This is a genomic window from Kitasatospora sp. NPDC058032, from assembly GCF_042885845.1.
Classification (GTDB): domain Bacteria; phylum Actinomycetota; class Actinomycetes; order Streptomycetales; family Streptomycetaceae; genus Kitasatospora.
In genome coordinates, this window is record NZ_JBHVRK010000004.1 from 364521 (window position 1) to 378793 (window position 14273).

Annotated in this window: 17 protein-coding genes and 1 riboswitch; of the genes, 9 read left to right on the forward strand and 8 right to left on the reverse strand. The window is 73.3% G+C overall.

The annotated features are described in order from the left end of the window. The first annotated feature begins 165 nt into the window (after positions 1–165). The gene (locus ACFVUH_RS09470; RefSeq protein WP_350560494.1) at positions 166–366 is read left to right on the forward strand and encodes a DUF5326 family protein; all 201 of its coding nucleotides are present in this window, start codon (positions 166–168) and stop codon (positions 364–366) included. A 73-nt stretch (positions 367–439) separates the two neighbouring features. Here the strand turns inward: ACFVUH_RS09470 and ACFVUH_RS09475 are convergent, their stop codons facing one another. The 7 genes from ACFVUH_RS09475 to ACFVUH_RS09505 all read right to left on the reverse strand — a co-directional run bounded on the left by ACFVUH_RS09475 (position 440) and on the right by ACFVUH_RS09505 (position 7740). Continuing rightward, positions 440–1345: an NAD-dependent epimerase/dehydratase family protein gene (locus ACFVUH_RS09475; RefSeq protein ID WP_387912161.1), complete on the reverse strand. Its 906-nt coding sequence runs from the start codon at positions 1343–1345 to the stop codon at positions 440–442. Between the two features lie 59 nt (positions 1346–1404). Then, on the reverse strand, positions 1405–2529 hold the full coding sequence (locus ACFVUH_RS09480) for a cytochrome P450 (RefSeq protein WP_387912163.1): 1125 nt from the start codon (positions 2527–2529) through the stop codon (positions 1405–1407). Next, the gene (locus ACFVUH_RS09485; protein WP_387912164.1) at positions 2526–4013 is read right to left on the reverse strand and encodes a class I adenylate-forming enzyme family protein; all 1488 of its coding nucleotides are present in this window, start codon (positions 4011–4013) and stop codon (positions 2526–2528) included. Before ACFVUH_RS09485 ends, ACFVUH_RS09480 begins: the two co-directional genes overlap by 4 nt. A gap of 62 nt (positions 4014–4075) precedes the next feature. Continuing rightward, positions 4076–4816 carry a glycosyltransferase family A protein gene (locus tag ACFVUH_RS09490; RefSeq protein ID WP_387912166.1) on the reverse strand — a complete coding sequence of 247 codons (741 nt, stop codon included), beginning with the start codon at positions 4814–4816 and terminating at the stop codon, positions 4076–4078. Next, positions 4813–5826 carry a ketoacyl-ACP synthase III gene (locus tag ACFVUH_RS09495; RefSeq protein WP_355362392.1) on the reverse strand — a complete coding sequence of 338 codons (1014 nt, stop codon included), beginning with the start codon at positions 5824–5826 and terminating at the stop codon, positions 4813–4815. The genes ACFVUH_RS09490 and ACFVUH_RS09495 overlap by 4 nt, the downstream gene beginning before the upstream one ends. 79 nt (positions 5827–5905) lie before the next feature. Next, entirely contained in the window at positions 5906–7408 is a 1503-nt protein-coding gene (locus tag ACFVUH_RS09500) for a flotillin family protein (protein WP_387912168.1), read from the reverse strand. Between the two features lie 125 nt (positions 7409–7533). Further along, positions 7534–7740, reverse strand: coding sequence for a hypothetical protein (locus ACFVUH_RS09505; protein WP_350560485.1), 207 nt, complete (start codon positions 7738–7740; stop codon positions 7534–7536). Positions 7741–7902: 162 nt separating this feature from the next. Continuing rightward, a riboswitch (TPP riboswitch) is annotated at positions 7903–8037 on the forward strand. On the opposite strand from ACFVUH_RS09505, the gene thiC reads away from it, so the two are divergent. The 6 genes from thiC (at position 8033) to ACFVUH_RS09535 (ending at position 12181) form a co-directional block, all read left to right on the forward strand. Further along, positions 8033–9865 (forward strand): phosphomethylpyrimidine synthase ThiC, encoded by a 1833-nt coding sequence (gene thiC, locus ACFVUH_RS09510; protein WP_387912170.1) that lies wholly within the window; start codon positions 8033–8035, stop codon positions 9863–9865. It overlaps the preceding riboswitch by 5 nt. A 136-nt stretch (positions 9866–10001) precedes the next feature. Then, entirely contained in the window at positions 10002–10223 is a 222-nt protein-coding gene (locus ACFVUH_RS09515) for a type II toxin-antitoxin system VapB family antitoxin (RefSeq protein WP_355362385.1), read from the forward strand. Further along, on the forward strand, positions 10220–10639 hold the full coding sequence (locus ACFVUH_RS09520) for a PIN domain-containing protein (RefSeq protein ID WP_355362383.1): 420 nt from the start codon (positions 10220–10222) through the stop codon (positions 10637–10639). The genes ACFVUH_RS09515 and ACFVUH_RS09520 overlap by 4 nt, the downstream gene beginning before the upstream one ends. A gap of 42 nt (positions 10640–10681) precedes the next feature. After that, positions 10682–10834: a thiamine biosynthesis protein ThiC gene (locus tag ACFVUH_RS09525; RefSeq protein WP_387912172.1), complete on the forward strand. Its 153-nt coding sequence runs from the start codon at positions 10682–10684 to the stop codon at positions 10832–10834. A 488-nt stretch (positions 10835–11322) separates the two neighbouring features. After that, a complete protein-coding gene (locus ACFVUH_RS09530) occupies positions 11323–11451 on the forward strand; it encodes a hypothetical protein (protein WP_387912174.1) in 129 nt (42 codons plus the stop codon). 196 nt (positions 11452–11647) lie between these two features. Beyond that, the gene (locus ACFVUH_RS09535) at positions 11648–12181 is read left to right on the forward strand and encodes an NUDIX domain-containing protein (RefSeq protein ID WP_387912176.1); all 534 of its coding nucleotides are present in this window, start codon (positions 11648–11650) and stop codon (positions 12179–12181) included. Here the strand turns inward: ACFVUH_RS09535 and ACFVUH_RS09540 are convergent, their stop codons facing one another. Beyond that, positions 12182–13114 carry a hypothetical protein gene (locus tag ACFVUH_RS09540; protein ID WP_387912178.1) on the reverse strand — a complete coding sequence of 311 codons (933 nt, stop codon included), beginning with the start codon at positions 13112–13114 and terminating at the stop codon, positions 12182–12184. It abuts the gene before it with no gap. A gap of 29 nt (positions 13115–13143) precedes the next feature. Here ACFVUH_RS09540 and ACFVUH_RS09545 point away from each other — a divergent pair, with 29 nt between their 5' ends. Both ACFVUH_RS09545 and ACFVUH_RS09550 read left to right on the forward strand, forming a co-directional pair. Continuing rightward, on the forward strand, positions 13144–13272 hold the full coding sequence (locus tag ACFVUH_RS09545) for an albusnodin family lasso peptide (RefSeq protein WP_350755147.1): 129 nt from the start codon (positions 13144–13146) through the stop codon (positions 13270–13272). 214 nt (positions 13273–13486) lie between these two features. Then, entirely contained in the window at positions 13487–14272 is a 786-nt protein-coding gene (locus ACFVUH_RS09550; RefSeq protein WP_387912180.1) for an asparagine synthase-related protein, read from the forward strand. Position 14273: the final 1 nt, after the last annotated feature.

Sequence of the window (14273 nt, forward strand, 5' to 3'; positions counted from 1 at the left end):
GGGCCGGGGGTTCCCCCGGGGTCCGGGGTCGGGGGGATCTCCGGGTTCTCTCGGGGCCGTTGGGCCTCGTTCCGTCCCTCGCGTCACCGTACGATCGAAGTACCGAAAACGAACGGGATGCGGCACCGGACGGCAGCCGACCCCTTGGGGAGAGAAGGAACGGACATGGCTGAGCTCTGGAAGTCGCTGCCCTCGTGGGTGCGGAACATCGTCGTGCCGGTGCTGGTACTGGTGCTGGCCTGGAACCTGCTGATGTTCGTCTTCGGCGTGGTCGGCGCACTGCTGGCCTTCGCTGTCAAGGCGCTGGTGGTGGTCGGCATCGCCGCCGCCGTGGTGGTCCTGGTGAAGAAGGCCGCCAAGAACTGACGGACTCGTGGCCCGGCGCCCGCGCCCCCCGGTGGGGGGCGCGGGCGCCGGGCGTTTCCGGGTACGGGAGCGGTCAGGCGGTGGTCCCGCGCAGGAAGGCGTCGAGGTCCCGGTGCGGTCGCCAGCCCTGGGACCGGGCGCGGGAGAGGTCCAGCACCACGCCCCGGGAGAGCTGGTCCACCGCGTACGGGGTCAGGCCGGGCAGCCGTCCGGTCCGGGCGGCCAGCCGGGCCAGCGGGGCCGGGACGTGGTGGATCCGGACGTCCACCCCGTGCGCGGCCAGCACCGCGCGCACCACCGCGTCGCGCCGGTAGGGCCGGGCGTCGGCGATGTTGTAGGCGACCGGCGTCCACGGGCGCTCGCCGGTGCGGCCCGCGCCGACCGCGGACAGGCAGGCGTCGGCGAGGTTCTGCACGGCGGTGAGGCTGAGCCGGACGTCGCCGCCGGGCAGCAGCAGCCGGCCGTGCCGCACCCGCGCCAGCAGCCGGGGCACCAGGTGCGGGTCGCCCGGGCCGTAGACGGCGCGCGGGCGCAGCACCACGGCGCCCGCCGCCAGCGCGAGCCGTTCCCCGGCGGCCTTGGTGCGGCCGTACGCGTTGAGGTGGCCGGCCTCGGTGGGGTGGTGCTCCTGGACGGCCGTGCGGACCGGCCGGGGGTCGTAGACGCTGGCGCTGGAGACCCAGGCGAGCGGCCGGTCCCCGGCGGCGCGCAGCAGGTGCTCGGTGCCGGTGACGTTGACGGCGTGCTGGGCGGCCTCGGCCCCGGCTCCCGGGGGCAGGTCGGCGACGGCGGCGGCGCAGTGCACGATCGCGTCGGCGTCGCCGAAGTCCGGCTGCCCGGCGGTGGCGTCCCAGGGGACATGACGGCCGGCCGGGCCGGGGCGGCGGCCGTAGCAGAGCACCTCGTGGCCGGCGGCGACGGCGGCCCGGACGACGTGCGAGCCGCAGAAGCCGCTCGCGCCGGTGACGGCGATCCGCATCGGAGGTCTCCTCGGGTGGTTCGGGGCGGTTCGGGACGGTTCGGCCGGACGGACGGGGTTCAGCCGGGGGCGCGGGTGGCGCGCAAGGTGAGCGCGGCCCAGCCGGGCAGGGCGGCCCGGCGGTCGGCCCGGGTCGCGGTGACCGCGGGGGCGTACGGCGCGAGCGCGAGCAGCAGGTCGGCGAGCAGGGCGCGGGCCACCCCGGCGCCGGGGCAGGCGTGCGGGCCGGCGCCGAAGACCGCCTGGGTGGCGGCGGGTCCGGGGGACGGTCCGCGGCGGTGCGCGCCGGCGGCGTGCCGGGCGACCAGGATCAGCCGGTCGCCCCCGCGCACGGTCCGGCCGGCCAGTTCGGCGTCGGCGGCGGCCACCCGGGGGAGCAGCGGCGAGGGGGCGGTGAGCCGGAGCAGTTCGGCGGCCAGCGCGGGTGCGCCGGCGGCGTCCACCGAGGGCCAGAGGCCGGCGTCGGCGCACCAGGCGGCGGCCCGGGGGAGCGCGGCGACCGTGGTGTTGACGGCGGCCACCGCGACCATCGCGTCCCGGGGGTCGGGCAGCAGCGCGGCGAGTTCGGCGGCGCGGACGGCGGCCGTCCGGGCGGCGCCGCGTGGGCGGGGGCCGGGCAGGTGGTCGCGGGCGGCGGCCGCCGCGGCCTCGGTGGCGGCGCCGGCCAGGGTGTGCGGACAGCCGGTCGCGCCGGTCAGTCCGGCGGCCGTCACTCCGGCCAACTCACGGGCCAGAGCGACGAGTTCCAGCTCACCGGCGGCGAGTGCGGGGATCCGGGCGGCGAGCACCGCCCGCCAGTGCGGGCGGAGCCGCGCCACCGCCGCCGAGTCCAGCGCGGCGGCCAACTCCCGTCGGGCGGACCGGTGATCGGCACCCTCCTGGTCGAACAGCACGCCGCCGTGGGTGAGTTCGGCAGCTGCGCCGCCGGTGGTGCCGGGTGCGGTGCGGTCCAGCGGGATCCGGGTGAGCGCTTCGCGGTACGCCTCGGCGCCGTGCACCAGCACCGTGCGGCCGAGCCGGGCCACCGGGCGGCGGCGGGTGACGGCGAGCAGCGCGAACAGCAGCGGGTGGCTGCGCAGATAGACCCGGCGGTCCCGGCGGCGGGCCCCGGGGTGCCCGGCCGGCGCGGGTCCGGTCCGCTCGGCCCGGCCGGCCCGTTCGGCCCGTTCGGATCGGCCGGTCATATCGCCAACTCCCGTGCGCAGTAGGCCGAGGCGGCCTCCCGGTCGGGCTTGCGGGAGCGGCCGGCCAGCGGCACCTCGCCGAACAGCAGGGCGTCCGGACGGGCCGAGCCCATCCGGTCCAGCGGACCGGCCAGCGCGCCGCGCAGCCGCCGGGGGTCGGTGCCGGGCGAGGGCTGGACGAGCGCGACCAGCCGCTCGTCGCCCTGGCCGTCCGGGACGCCGACCAGCACCGCGAGTTCGACGCCCGGCAGGTGCAGGGCGGGCTCGTACAGACCGGGGTAGATGTTCTCGGCACGGCGCAGCACCATGTCCTTGAGCCGGCCGGCGAGCACGATCCGGCCGTCCGGGCCGAGCGTGGCGCGGTCGCCGGTGCGCACCCAGGGCTCGGGTTCCTCGCCGAGGTAGCGGTGGCGGGCGCCGGGGCCGGTGAGCAGCAGTTCGCCGTCCTCGCCGAGCGCGGTGCGAACCCCGGGCAGCGGCGCGCCGACCAGGTCGCCGGGCCCGGTGAAGGCGCTCTTCTCGGCCTCCTCGACGGCCGCCGCCGGGAACAGCTCGGTGAGCGCGTAGACGCCCCAGGCCTGCTCGGCCCCGGCCTGCTTGACCCGGCGCAGCAGGGCCACGTCGGCGGGCGCCGAACCGGTCCAGACCCGGCCGGTGAAGCGGGCCCCGGCGGTGAGCGCGGCGCGCAGCTGCGGCGGGGTGAGATAGCTGTGGGCCGGGGCGAGCCGGTCGAGCTGGCGGGCCAGCGCGGCGGGTTCGCGGGCCGGCAGGGCGACGGCGGCGCCGGCGGCGAGTGCGGGGACCAGGACGAAGAAGGTGCCGCCCAGCACCACCGTGCCGGGACGCGGGTCGACCAGTTCGGTGACGGTGCCCAGCCCGGCGGCCAGACCGCTGCGGGAGTGCACCACGGCGCGCGGGCGGGCGGTGGTGCCGGAGGTGAAGACGATCACGGCGTCGGCGTCGCGCCCGGGCGTGTCGTGTCCGGGGACCCTCGGCACCGACGCGCCGAAGGGGTTGGTGTGCAGCCGGGGCGCGCAGCCGGGCAGCCGGCGTCCCAGCGTGGCGACCGGGCCGAGGGTGTCCAGCGGGGGCAGCGCGAGGTCGGCGCGGCGGGCGAGCGGCCCCGCCCAGCCGGCCACCGCCTGGGCGGCGGCGTCGGCGAGCACCAGGTCGGGCCGGGCCAGGGCGAGCCGGGCGGCCAGCACATCGGGGCCCGCGGTGGGGTCGAGGACGGCGGTGCGCAGGCCGAGCCGGTGCGCGGCCATCAGCACGGCGAGGGCGCGCGGGCCGGGGCGGACGGCGACGCCCAGGGTGGTGCCCTCGCCGAGGCCGCGGGCGTTCAGGGCGACGGCGTAGTTGTCGGCGAGGTCGGCGAGCTCGCCGCGGCGGATCCGCACCCGGGTGGTGCCGAGCCGGGTGTGGCGCAGGACGGCGGGGCGGTCGGGGTGGACGGTGCGCAGGGTGTGGGCGAGCCGGTCGAGCACGGGCTGTCCTCGGGTTTCGGCGGGTGGTCGGGTTTCGGTGGGCCGCTCTTCGGGGGCGGCGGTCAGCGGACGTCGACGGCACGGGCGCCGGCACCGCGCTCCAGGTACCAGCGGGCGGTGCCGACCACCCCGTACGCGCGGATCCGCCGGGTCGAGTTCTGCACCACCATGTCGCGGCGGTGGACGATCGCGGTGGTGTGCCGGCGGACCCGGTTGATGAACGTCCGGTCGGTCGGCGAGGGCCGGCGCGGCATGCCGCCGACCGCCTGGTACAGCTCGGCGGTGATCGCCATGTTGTTGCCCGCGTGCATCCGGTACCGGGTGAGGTAGCCGTGCCGGCGCCGGTGCGCGGGCCGGATCCGGCCGAAGAACGCGCCGAGCGCGACCAGCACCAGGAAGACGGCGCGCCCGGCGGGCCCGTGCTCGTCCCGGCGGGCGGTGACCCGGCCGCAGACCAGTCCGCCGCCGCCGAGCATCGCGGCCCGGGCGGCGGCCGTCCAGCCGGGCTCGGGCAGGCAGTCGGCGTCGGTGCGGGCGAGCAGGGTGGCGCCGTGCGCGATGGCGTGCCGGAACGCGGTGTCGACGGCGGAGCCGACGCCCTTCTCCGGCTCGATCAGCACCTCGACCGGGAACGGCGCGCGGGCGGCGAAGGCACGGACGGCCGCCACGGTGCCGTCGGTGGAGCCGTTGTCGGCGACCAGCAGGGTGAAGTCCCGGTCCCGCTGGGCGGCGAGGGCGGCCAGGGTGCCGCCGATCCGGGCCTCCTCCCGGTAGGCGGGGACGACCACCCACAGCGCGGTCACGACGCCTCCCAGACCATCGTCATCAGGCTGACGCCGCCGCCGAGGCCGAGCATCAGAACCTTGTCTCCGGGCGTCAACTCCCCGCGTATTCGTTCGAGTTGGATGCCTATCGTGGCGCTGGCGACATTGCCGAGCTCGGGCACGGTGACCACCAGCTTCTCCTCCGGGACCCCGGTGGCCTCGACGAACCGCTCCAGGTAGGGCACGGTCACCTGGTGCACCAGCACCCGGGCGTAGTCGTCCCAGCCGAGGCCGGTGCGGGCGGCCACCCGGGCCAGGATGTCCAGCCCGATCTTCTCGAAGACCCCGCGCAACTCCTTTCCACCGCCCCGGAAGTAGCTGTACTCGTCGCCGCGCGGGTGGCGCGAGCCGCCGCCGGGGATGCCGCCGATCCGCCAGTGCTCGGAGGCGGTCTCGGTCTCGACGTCCAGGATGCCGCCGCGCTCGACCGCCTCGACGACCACGGCGGCGCCCGCGTCGCCGAAGGTGTAGCCGGCGAAGCCGTCGCGGAACTCCGCCGCTCCGCCCGGGTCGCGGCGCATCGCCCGGCTGGGCGTCTCGCCGGTGACCACCAGGGCCCGGCGGGCCCGGCCGGCCAGGATCATCGCCCGGGCCAGGTCGATTCCGTTGAGGAAGCTGTTGCAGGCGTTGCTGACGTCGAACGCGTGGGCGCGGGAACCGAGTTCGGCCTGCACGAGGTGCGCGGTGGCGGGCTCGGCGACGTCCCGGGTGGCGGAGGCGAAGAGCAGCAGGTCGACGTCGAGCGGGTGCAGCCCGCGGGCGTCCAGGGCGCGTCGGGCGGCGCCGAGGGCCAGCGTGGAGGCGTACTCGCCGTCGGCGGCGAAGTGCCGGGTGAGGATGCCGGTGGCCTTCTCCAGGGTCCGCTCCGGCAGGTTCAGCCGGCCGCCGGCGGTGATCTCGTCCTGGAGCTGCCGGGAGGTCAGTCGGCGGGCGGGGAGCTGGGCTCCGGCGGCGGTGATGCCGATCCGCGCGATGGCTGCTGGTTGCATGGCCCCATCGTCCGGCGCGCCCGGCCGCGCCCGCCTGAGTACGGGTACTCAGGCGGGCGGGACCGGGCTACCCAACCGCTCAGTCCTCCTCGGGGACCGCGTCCACCGGCACCGCGTCCGCCGGCACGGGCACCGCGTCCACCGGAACCGGGACGGCCGTCGGGGCGGCGGTCGCCGGGGCGGCGGCGCCGTCCGGGCCGACGGTGGACAACAGCTGGCGGGCCAGCCCGAGCCCGGTGCCGCCCATCGCCAGCGCCTTGGCGAACAACTCGCCCATCCCGTCGGCCCCGTTGAGCAGCACCATGTGCTCGACGTTGCCGAAGGACTCCGCGGCGGCCCGCACGATCTGCGGCCACTGCTCCGCCAACTCCTGTGCCACCACCGCGTCCTGGTTCTCGGCGAGGGCGGTGGCGCGGGCCTTGATGCCCTCCGCCCGGGCCAGCCCGATCGCCCGCGCCGCCGAGGCGTCGGCCAGACCGCGCGCCTCGGCGGCGGACGCCTCCGCCTGTCCGGTCGCCGTGGTCGCCTCCGCCTGAGCCAGCCCGCGCACCCGGGTGGCCTCGGCGTCCGCCTCGGCCGCGACCCGCACCCGGCTGGCCTCGGCGGCCGCCGCCAGCTCGGTCTCCCGGGCCTGCGCCTGCGCGGCCGAGATCCGCGCGTCGCGGGCCGCCTCCGCGCTGGTGCGGGTGTCGTACGCGCGGGCGTCGGCGGGCTTGCGCACGTCGATCTGCAGCTGCTGCTCCTTGCGCTGCGCCTCCAACTCGGCGACCCGGGTCTCCTCGACCACCACCTGCTGCCGGGCGGCGGCGTCGGCCAGCGGTCCGGCCTGCCGGGCGCGGGCGGTGGCGGTGTCCATCTCGGCCTGGTACGAGGACTGCTGGATCTCGCTGTTGCGGGTCGCCTCGGCCTTGCGGGCGGCCGCCTCCTGCTCGGCCTCGGTGGCCAGCCGGTCCGCCTCGGCCTGGGCGATCCTGGCGTCCCGCTGGACGGCGGCGGCGTGCGGGATGGCGAGGTTCTTGATGTAGCCGGTCGGGTCGATGATCTCCTGGATCTGCAGGGTGTCGATGATCAGCCCGAGCTTCTCCATCTCCAGCCCGGAGGCGGCCCGGGTCTCGCCGGTGAGCCGCTCGCGGTCGCGGATCATGTCCTCGACGGTGAGCCCGCCGACGATCGAGCGCAGGTGGCCGGCGAAGACGTTGTGCACGCGCTGGCTGATCAGTTTCTGCTGGTCCAGGAAGCGGCGGGCGGCGTTGGCGATCGAGACCTCGTCGTCGCCGACCTTGAAGATCACCACGCCCTTCACCCGGACCGGGATGCCCTGCGTGGTGACGCACTCGACGTTCAGTTCCGCCTCGTTGAGGTCCAGCGAGAGCCGCCGGACCCCCTGCAGGCCGGGGGTGACGAGGGTGCCGCGCCCGGTGACGATCCGGAAGCCCAGACCGTCGCCGACCCCCTCGGTGCGGTGCCGGGAACCGGAGATGATGAGCGCCTCGTTCGGCTCGGCCACCCGCCACATGAGTTTGAAGAGCGTGATTCCGGTGATCAGTGCCGCGACGGCTGCCCCGGCGATGATGAGTCCCATGGTTCAACTCCCCCTTCGAGCGCAGGAGATGCGCCGAATCGGATTGTCCGCCCCGGCCGATCCGGAGGAAAGGGACGTGACATGACCGACCGTCACAAGGTCGTCACCGGGGGGTCATCGGCGTGTCACGGCCCGATCGGCGCCACGTACACCGTCCTCGGCGGCTGGTACTCGATCACCACCACCGGCGTGCCGACCGTCAGCCGCTCGCCCGGCACCGCCAGGTAGGCGAGGAACGCCTCGGTGCCCTGACGCTCCGGCACGTGCACCATCACCTCACCGACCAGCCCCGCGCCAACCGCCCCGGTGACCCGCCCCGTGCTCCCGACCACGCCGGCCTCCTCGCCTCGTCCGCTACGGAGCCAGTCTGCCCGCAGCGGCGGCTCCGCGCCCCCCGTTCACCGTCCGGACCTCGACGTTCCCCCTCCCGGACCCGCTCTGGACCTCCGGCGATCGGCTCGCTACGGTGTTGGACGTCATGCGCGGGCAACACCGCCTGCGGACGCGGGAGCTCGGAGCACCGGGCTGAGAGGGCGCTGAACGGGACGTCGACGGACGGACCGGCGGCTGCGTCGACCGCAGGAACCTGACCGGGTAATGCCGGCGTAGGGAGTTTGAGGTCCGATGACCACCTTTGAGGCACAGCCGCAGTCTGCCCGGCCCCAGTCCGGCCCCGGGGACGCCGTCACCAGCGCGGGCAGCGGCTACCCGGCCCCGGCCTGGCGCAAGGCCCACCGCGAGGGGTCCCGCCCCGACCTGCGCGTGCCGTACCGCGAGGTCGTGCTCACCAACGGGAAGACCGTCCCGCTGTACGACACCTCCGGGCCGTACACCGACCCGGACCACGAGCCGGACGTGCGGCGCGGCCTGCCCGCCCTGCGCGACGCCTGGATCCGCCGGCGCGGCGACGTCGAGGAGTACGACGGCCGCGAGGCGCGCCCCGAGGACGACGGCATCCGCCACACCTCGCCGCGGGGCGGCGACCTGCGCAACCTCGACGCGGTCTTCCCCGGCCGACCGCGCCGCCCGCTGCGCGGCCGCGACGGAGCCGCGGTCACCCAGCTCGGGTACGCCAAGCGCGGCGTCGTCACACCCGAGATGGAGTTCGTCGCCCTGCGCGAGGGCCTGGCGCCCGAGTTCGTCCGCGACGAGGTCGCCCGTGGCCGCGCCGTCATCCCGGTCAACGTGAACCACCCCGAGGTCGAGCCGGCGATCATCGGCACCAACTTCCTGGTGAAGATCAACGCCAACATCGGCAACTCCGCCGTCACCTCCTCGATCGAGGAGGAGGTGGAGAAGATGACCTGGGCCACCCGCTGGGGCGCCGACACCGTCATGGACCTCTCCACCGGCCGCAACATCCACACCACCCGCGAGTGGATCCTGCGCAACTCCCCCGTGCCGATCGGCACCGTGCCGCTCTACCAGGCGCTGGAGAAGGTCGACGGCAAGGCCGAGGAGCTGAGCTGGGAGGTCTACCGCGACACGATCATCGAGCAGTGCGAGCAGGGCGTCGACTACATGACCGTGCACGCCGGCGTGCTGCTGCGCTACGTGCCGCTGACCGCCCGCCGCAAGACCGGCATCGTCTCGCGCGGCGGCTCGATCATGGCCGCCTGGTGCCTGGCGCACCACCGGGAGAACTTCCTCTACACCAACTTCGAGGAACTCTGCGACATCCTCGCCCGCTACGACGTCACCTTCTCGCTCGGTGACGGCCTGCGCCCCGGCTCGATCGCCGACGCCAACGACGAGGCCCAGTTCGCCGAACTGCAGACCCTCGGCGAGCTGGGCCGGATCGCCCGCGCCAGGGACGTGCAGGTGATGATCGAGGGCCCGGGCCACGTCCCGATGCACAAGATCAAGGAGAACATGGATCTCCAGAAGGAGATCTGCGACGAGGCCCCCTTCTACACCCTGGGCCCGCTCACCACCGACGTAGCGCCCGGCTACGACCACATCACCTCGGGCATCGGCGCCGCGATGATCGCCTGGTGGGGCACCGCGATGCTCTGTTACGTCACCCCCAAGGAGCACCTGGGCCTGCCCAACCGCGACGACGTGAAGACCGGCGTCATCACCTACAAGATCGCCGCCCACGCCGCCGACCTCGCCAAGGGTCACCCCGGCGCCCAGGCCTGGGACGACGCCCTCTCCGACGCCCGCTTCGAGTTCCGCTGGGAGGACCAGTTCAACCTGGCCCTCGACCCGGAGACGGCCCGCGCCTTCCACGACGAGACCCTCCCCGCCGAGCCCGCCAAGACCGCCCACTTCTGCTCGATGTGCGGCCCGAAGTTCTGCTCGATGAAGATCAGTCAAAAGATCCGTGACGAGCACGGCGACGGTTCCTCCGCGGTCCAGAGCGACTTCGACGCCGAGGCCCTGGCGGGCATGGCTGAGAAGTCCGCCGAGTTCGCGGCCCAGGGCAACAAGGTCTACCTCCCGCTGGCGGACTGACGCACGCACGCGGTCGTGGCAGACGCCGCTCCCGGAGGCTGACCTTCGGGGGCGGCGTCCGGTGTTCTCCGGCTCGGTCCTGGTCGGACGCTGCTATATTCAAAGGTGTTGTTGGCCTTATATATCGGAGGCATGTATGAGCGTGACGACCATCGATCTGGACGATGACGCGCTGGCGAAGGCTCTGCGATTCTCCGGAGGCGCGACCAAGAAGGACGTGGTGAACACCGCACTCCGCGAGTACGCCGACAGACACGAGCGTGCTGCCAGGCGTGCTCGGCACATGCAGGCTGCCCAGGAGTGGGACTACGAGGGCTGGCAGCAGCTCCATGACGCCGAGAAGCGGGGAGCGGAGTGATCCGGTACCTCGCGGACTCCACCGCCGTATGGCGCCTGCTCCGCGAGCAGCACCTGAACGACGCGTGGGGGGAGGACATCGACCTGCGCGTGATCGGGTCCTGCGCTCCCCAGCGCACCGAATTCCGGCGTTCCGCCCGCAACCTCGTCCATTACGAGCAGATGGGCGAGATGTTCGCCGATCTGTACCCCGACGTGCCCCTGCCGAAGAACATGTGGGGCTGGATCGAGTCCGCCCAGTTCCGGCTCGCCCAGAGCGGTGGAGCTGTCCGGGCGCTGTCCACCGTCGATCTGATGATCTGCGCCACTGCGGCCCACCACGGGCTGATCGTCCTGCACGACGACAATGACTTCGCCACCGCTGCCGGGGTGCTGACCGACGTCCTTCAACGCAACGTCCGCGATGCTCCGCGCTAGGCGTCCGCTCGACGTGTGGCGCTTGTGTTCATGTTCTGCTTGATGAAGATCTCCCAGAAGATCCGCGACGAGCACGGCGACGGCTCCACCGCCGTCGAATCCGGCTACGACGCCGAGGCCGAGGCCGGCATGCAGGCCATGTCCGAGGAGTTCAAGGCCCACGGCAACAAGGTCTACCTGCCGATGGCCGACTGACGCACCACCCTCGTGGCGCCGCCCCGGTCGACCCCGGGGCGACGCTCGGCTCCGGAGTCCCCGGTGGCTGATGGAAGGCGTCGTCCTATGCTCGGCCCGTGACGCTCTACTTCGACCCGGGTCCGGTACTCGGCGAGGACCGTGAAGCATTCCGAGGCCGCTGGGAGGACCGCCTCTGGCCGAATGTTCCCGGGCCCTTCTACGGAGGCGAGACCGACACCTGCTAAACAGGCCGGATCTCCGCGCCCCAGCACGTCCTCTACGGGGGCGAGCACCTGACCGAGTACGTCTACCGCCAGCCCCGGACCCCGGCGGAGGTCGCTCGGCTGGTCGAAGCGGCCGACTGCGACCCGTTCCTCGGCTACGGCTGTGACGGGGACGCGCACTGGACGCTGGAGACAGTTCGTGAGTGGTGGCGCGACCGTGGTCGGATCACGCAGTACCTCTCCGACCACGGCTGGGCCGGCATCGACTGGGCCGATCAGGGAGTGGCAGACGCCGTCCGGGACTACGAGTCCTACCTGTCCGGCGGCCTTGCGACGGACCTGCGAATCTTCCTCTACCGGTTGGAGGAGGGCAGGTCTCCCATCCCGGGCGGCCGACTGCCCCCGCTGTAGTTGGCCTCGATGGAGATCAGCAAAAGCATCGCAGAACTGTGCGGCGACACGTCCGTCAACACCGAGTACGACGCGAGTACGGCGTAGATGGGCCAGCTCCGGGCACATTGCGTCACTCTGACGAAAATTCGCCGAAACGAACCCGGCGAGTCTCATGGTCTGCCATGCTGAAGGTCCGTCGAGAGGGGCTGCGGCTATGCAGTGGAAGATCCACGGGGAACGTCCGATCTACGAGAACCCTTGGGTGAACCTGTGGCTGGCTGATGTCGAGCAGCCCGACGGGCACCGCTGGGAGCACCACGTGGTCAAGCTGCGGCACCTGGCCGTGGCCGCGATCGTGAACGGTGAGCGGCAGGTTCTGATGATGTGGCGGCACCGCTTCATCACCAACACCTGGGCCTGGGAACTCCCGATGGGGCTGATCGAGCCGGACGAGACCCCGGCAGAGGCCGCGGCCCGCGAGGCGCTGGAGGAGACCGGCTGGCGGGTTGGTGAGGTCAAGCCGCTGATCTACGCCCAGCCGGCGAACGGGATCACCGACTCGGAGCACTTCGTGTTCCGGGCCGATGCCGTCGAGTACATGGGGCCGCCGACCGAGCGCAACGAGTCCGACCGGATCGAGTGGGTCGCCCTGTCCGAGCTGCGCGGCATGATCGACCGCCGCGAGATCGTCAGCAGCGGCACGCTCGTGGGTGTGCTCTACCTGCTGCTCGACGAGGCCGGCCTCTGATCATCTGGCCGAGCCGGTGATCCGGTCGACCAGTTCCTCGGCCTGGGTGTGGCCGCGGTAGGGCTTGAGTAGCTGCCGGAACTCCTGGAGATGGGCGACCACCCTGGGGGATTCGACGGCCGCCGCGAGATCGAGGGCTGCCGTCGCGGTGGTGCAGGCCAGTTCGAGTTCCTGCCGCTGGAGTTGGGTGCGGGCGAGCCAGAAGCTGTGGAACGCGCGGCCTCGGAGGTTCGTCTTCGGCTCGGCCCGGAGGGCTTCGGCGATGAGGGGCTCGGCGGCTGTCGCATCGCCCAGCTGGCCAAGGGCGATCCCGGTGTCCACGGTGAGCTTGGTGTGGTCGAAGTACTGGACCCACACGGGGTCGTCGTCGGTGGTGGCGATCCGCTCGAAGTGGTTGTGCGCTGTGGCGATCGCCCGGTGGGTCGCCTCCTGGTCGTGCGCGCTCGCGTGGCCGAAGGCTTCGCGCATCGACAGCATCGACAGCAGCCTCGGCGTACCACCGTCGAGGTGGGCGTTGTCCTGGGCGGCTCGGGCCAGCGTGATCGCGTCCTGGGCTTTCTCCTGGTAGGTCGCCTGGAGGCTGAGGCAGGCGAGCACGTTGGCGATGAACGGGCGGTCGCCGATCTCGCGCGCGAACCGGAGTGCTTCGGTGAAGTAGCTCTGGGCGGTGTTGAACTGCCGTGCGTCGAAGTACGTCCACCCGGTGAGGCGCGCGAGTTCGGCAGCGATGCCGTGGAGGCTTCGACGGTAGTTGGGGTCCGCGGTGTCGCGCATGATGCCCGTGACGTACCTGAGCTGGCCGATCACCGCCGGCCGTAGGGCTTCACCGCCGTGCTGGTCGTCGCGTCGCCAATAGTCCTCGATGGACGCTTGCAGGGAACGCAGGACGTTGGGCGTGAGGGGGTGCGCCACCGTGACGGGATCGACCGTCACGCCTGCACCAGCGGAGGGAGGTGAACGACATGGAGAACCTGGTCCAGCTTGACCCCGAGCAGGAAGAGGAGGTCGTCGTCCTGGGCGACGCGACGTTCCTGACGAAGGGCAGCAACAACAACAGCGTCGAGGGCAAGCGCGCGCCGTACGACGCCTGACGTTGACGGCACGGCGGCGGACCCTGCCCCCCGGGGGTGCCGCCGCACCTTGCTCGGGCTCGATCCTTGGAGGTGATCGCATGAGCCTGTTCGGTGGATCAATCACGCCGGCCACAACACCCGAACGCCTGCCGGCGCACGGGTGTTGTGGCGCGGCCCGTCGGCCTGGTCGGTCGACGCCCGGGTACGCCTGGCGGAGGGCGCCGGTAAGCGGTTGGCGGTCTTCGGCCCGTGCGGTGCCACGGACGCGGACCTGGATCGCCTCGTCCGTTCAACCGGTCTGCGCGTCCTGGACATGGCGGCAACCGCCTGGACGGGGGCGTACACCCTGGCCCTCGACGACGGCCGCGGCGAGCTCACGGTGTGGGCCGACCCTGCCGGCGCGGCCCCGGTCTACATCACCCAGGCGGACGGGACTTCGGTCTGGGCATCGAGTGCGCTCGCGCTGGCCTCGCTGATCGGTGCCGAGCCGGACGAAGCCTGGCTGGCCGCGCACCTGGCCGAGCCGACCGCGTGGGTTCCCGGCCGGTCGGCTTGGAAGGGAGTGGAACAGGTACCCCCGGGGCACCGCTGGACCGCCAACGCGCATGGCGCTTCCGCCTTCGCTCCGTTCTGGCGGGCGCCCCGCCTCGCCTGGGGCGACGCCGTACAGCGGCTGCGCGACGACCTGGAGGACAGCGTGCTCATCCGGGTTTCCGGACAAGCGGCGTCCTCCGATCTGTCGGGTGGTCTCGACTCCAGTACCCTTGCGGCGATCGCCGCAACGTCCGGTCCTGTCACCGGCCTCACCTACCACCCCAAGGGGCGGGAGAGCGGCGGAGACATCGACCACGCCCGCGCCGTCGCCCGTGCGTTCCCCACGATCCGCCACCGCTTCATGCCCCTGGGCCCGGAGCACCTGCCCTTCGCGGACCTCGGTTCCGTCCCGTTGACGGACACCGGCGCCGTCGGCCATCGTCCACGCCCAACTATCCGCCCAACTCCGCTTGTTGGCAGCTGAC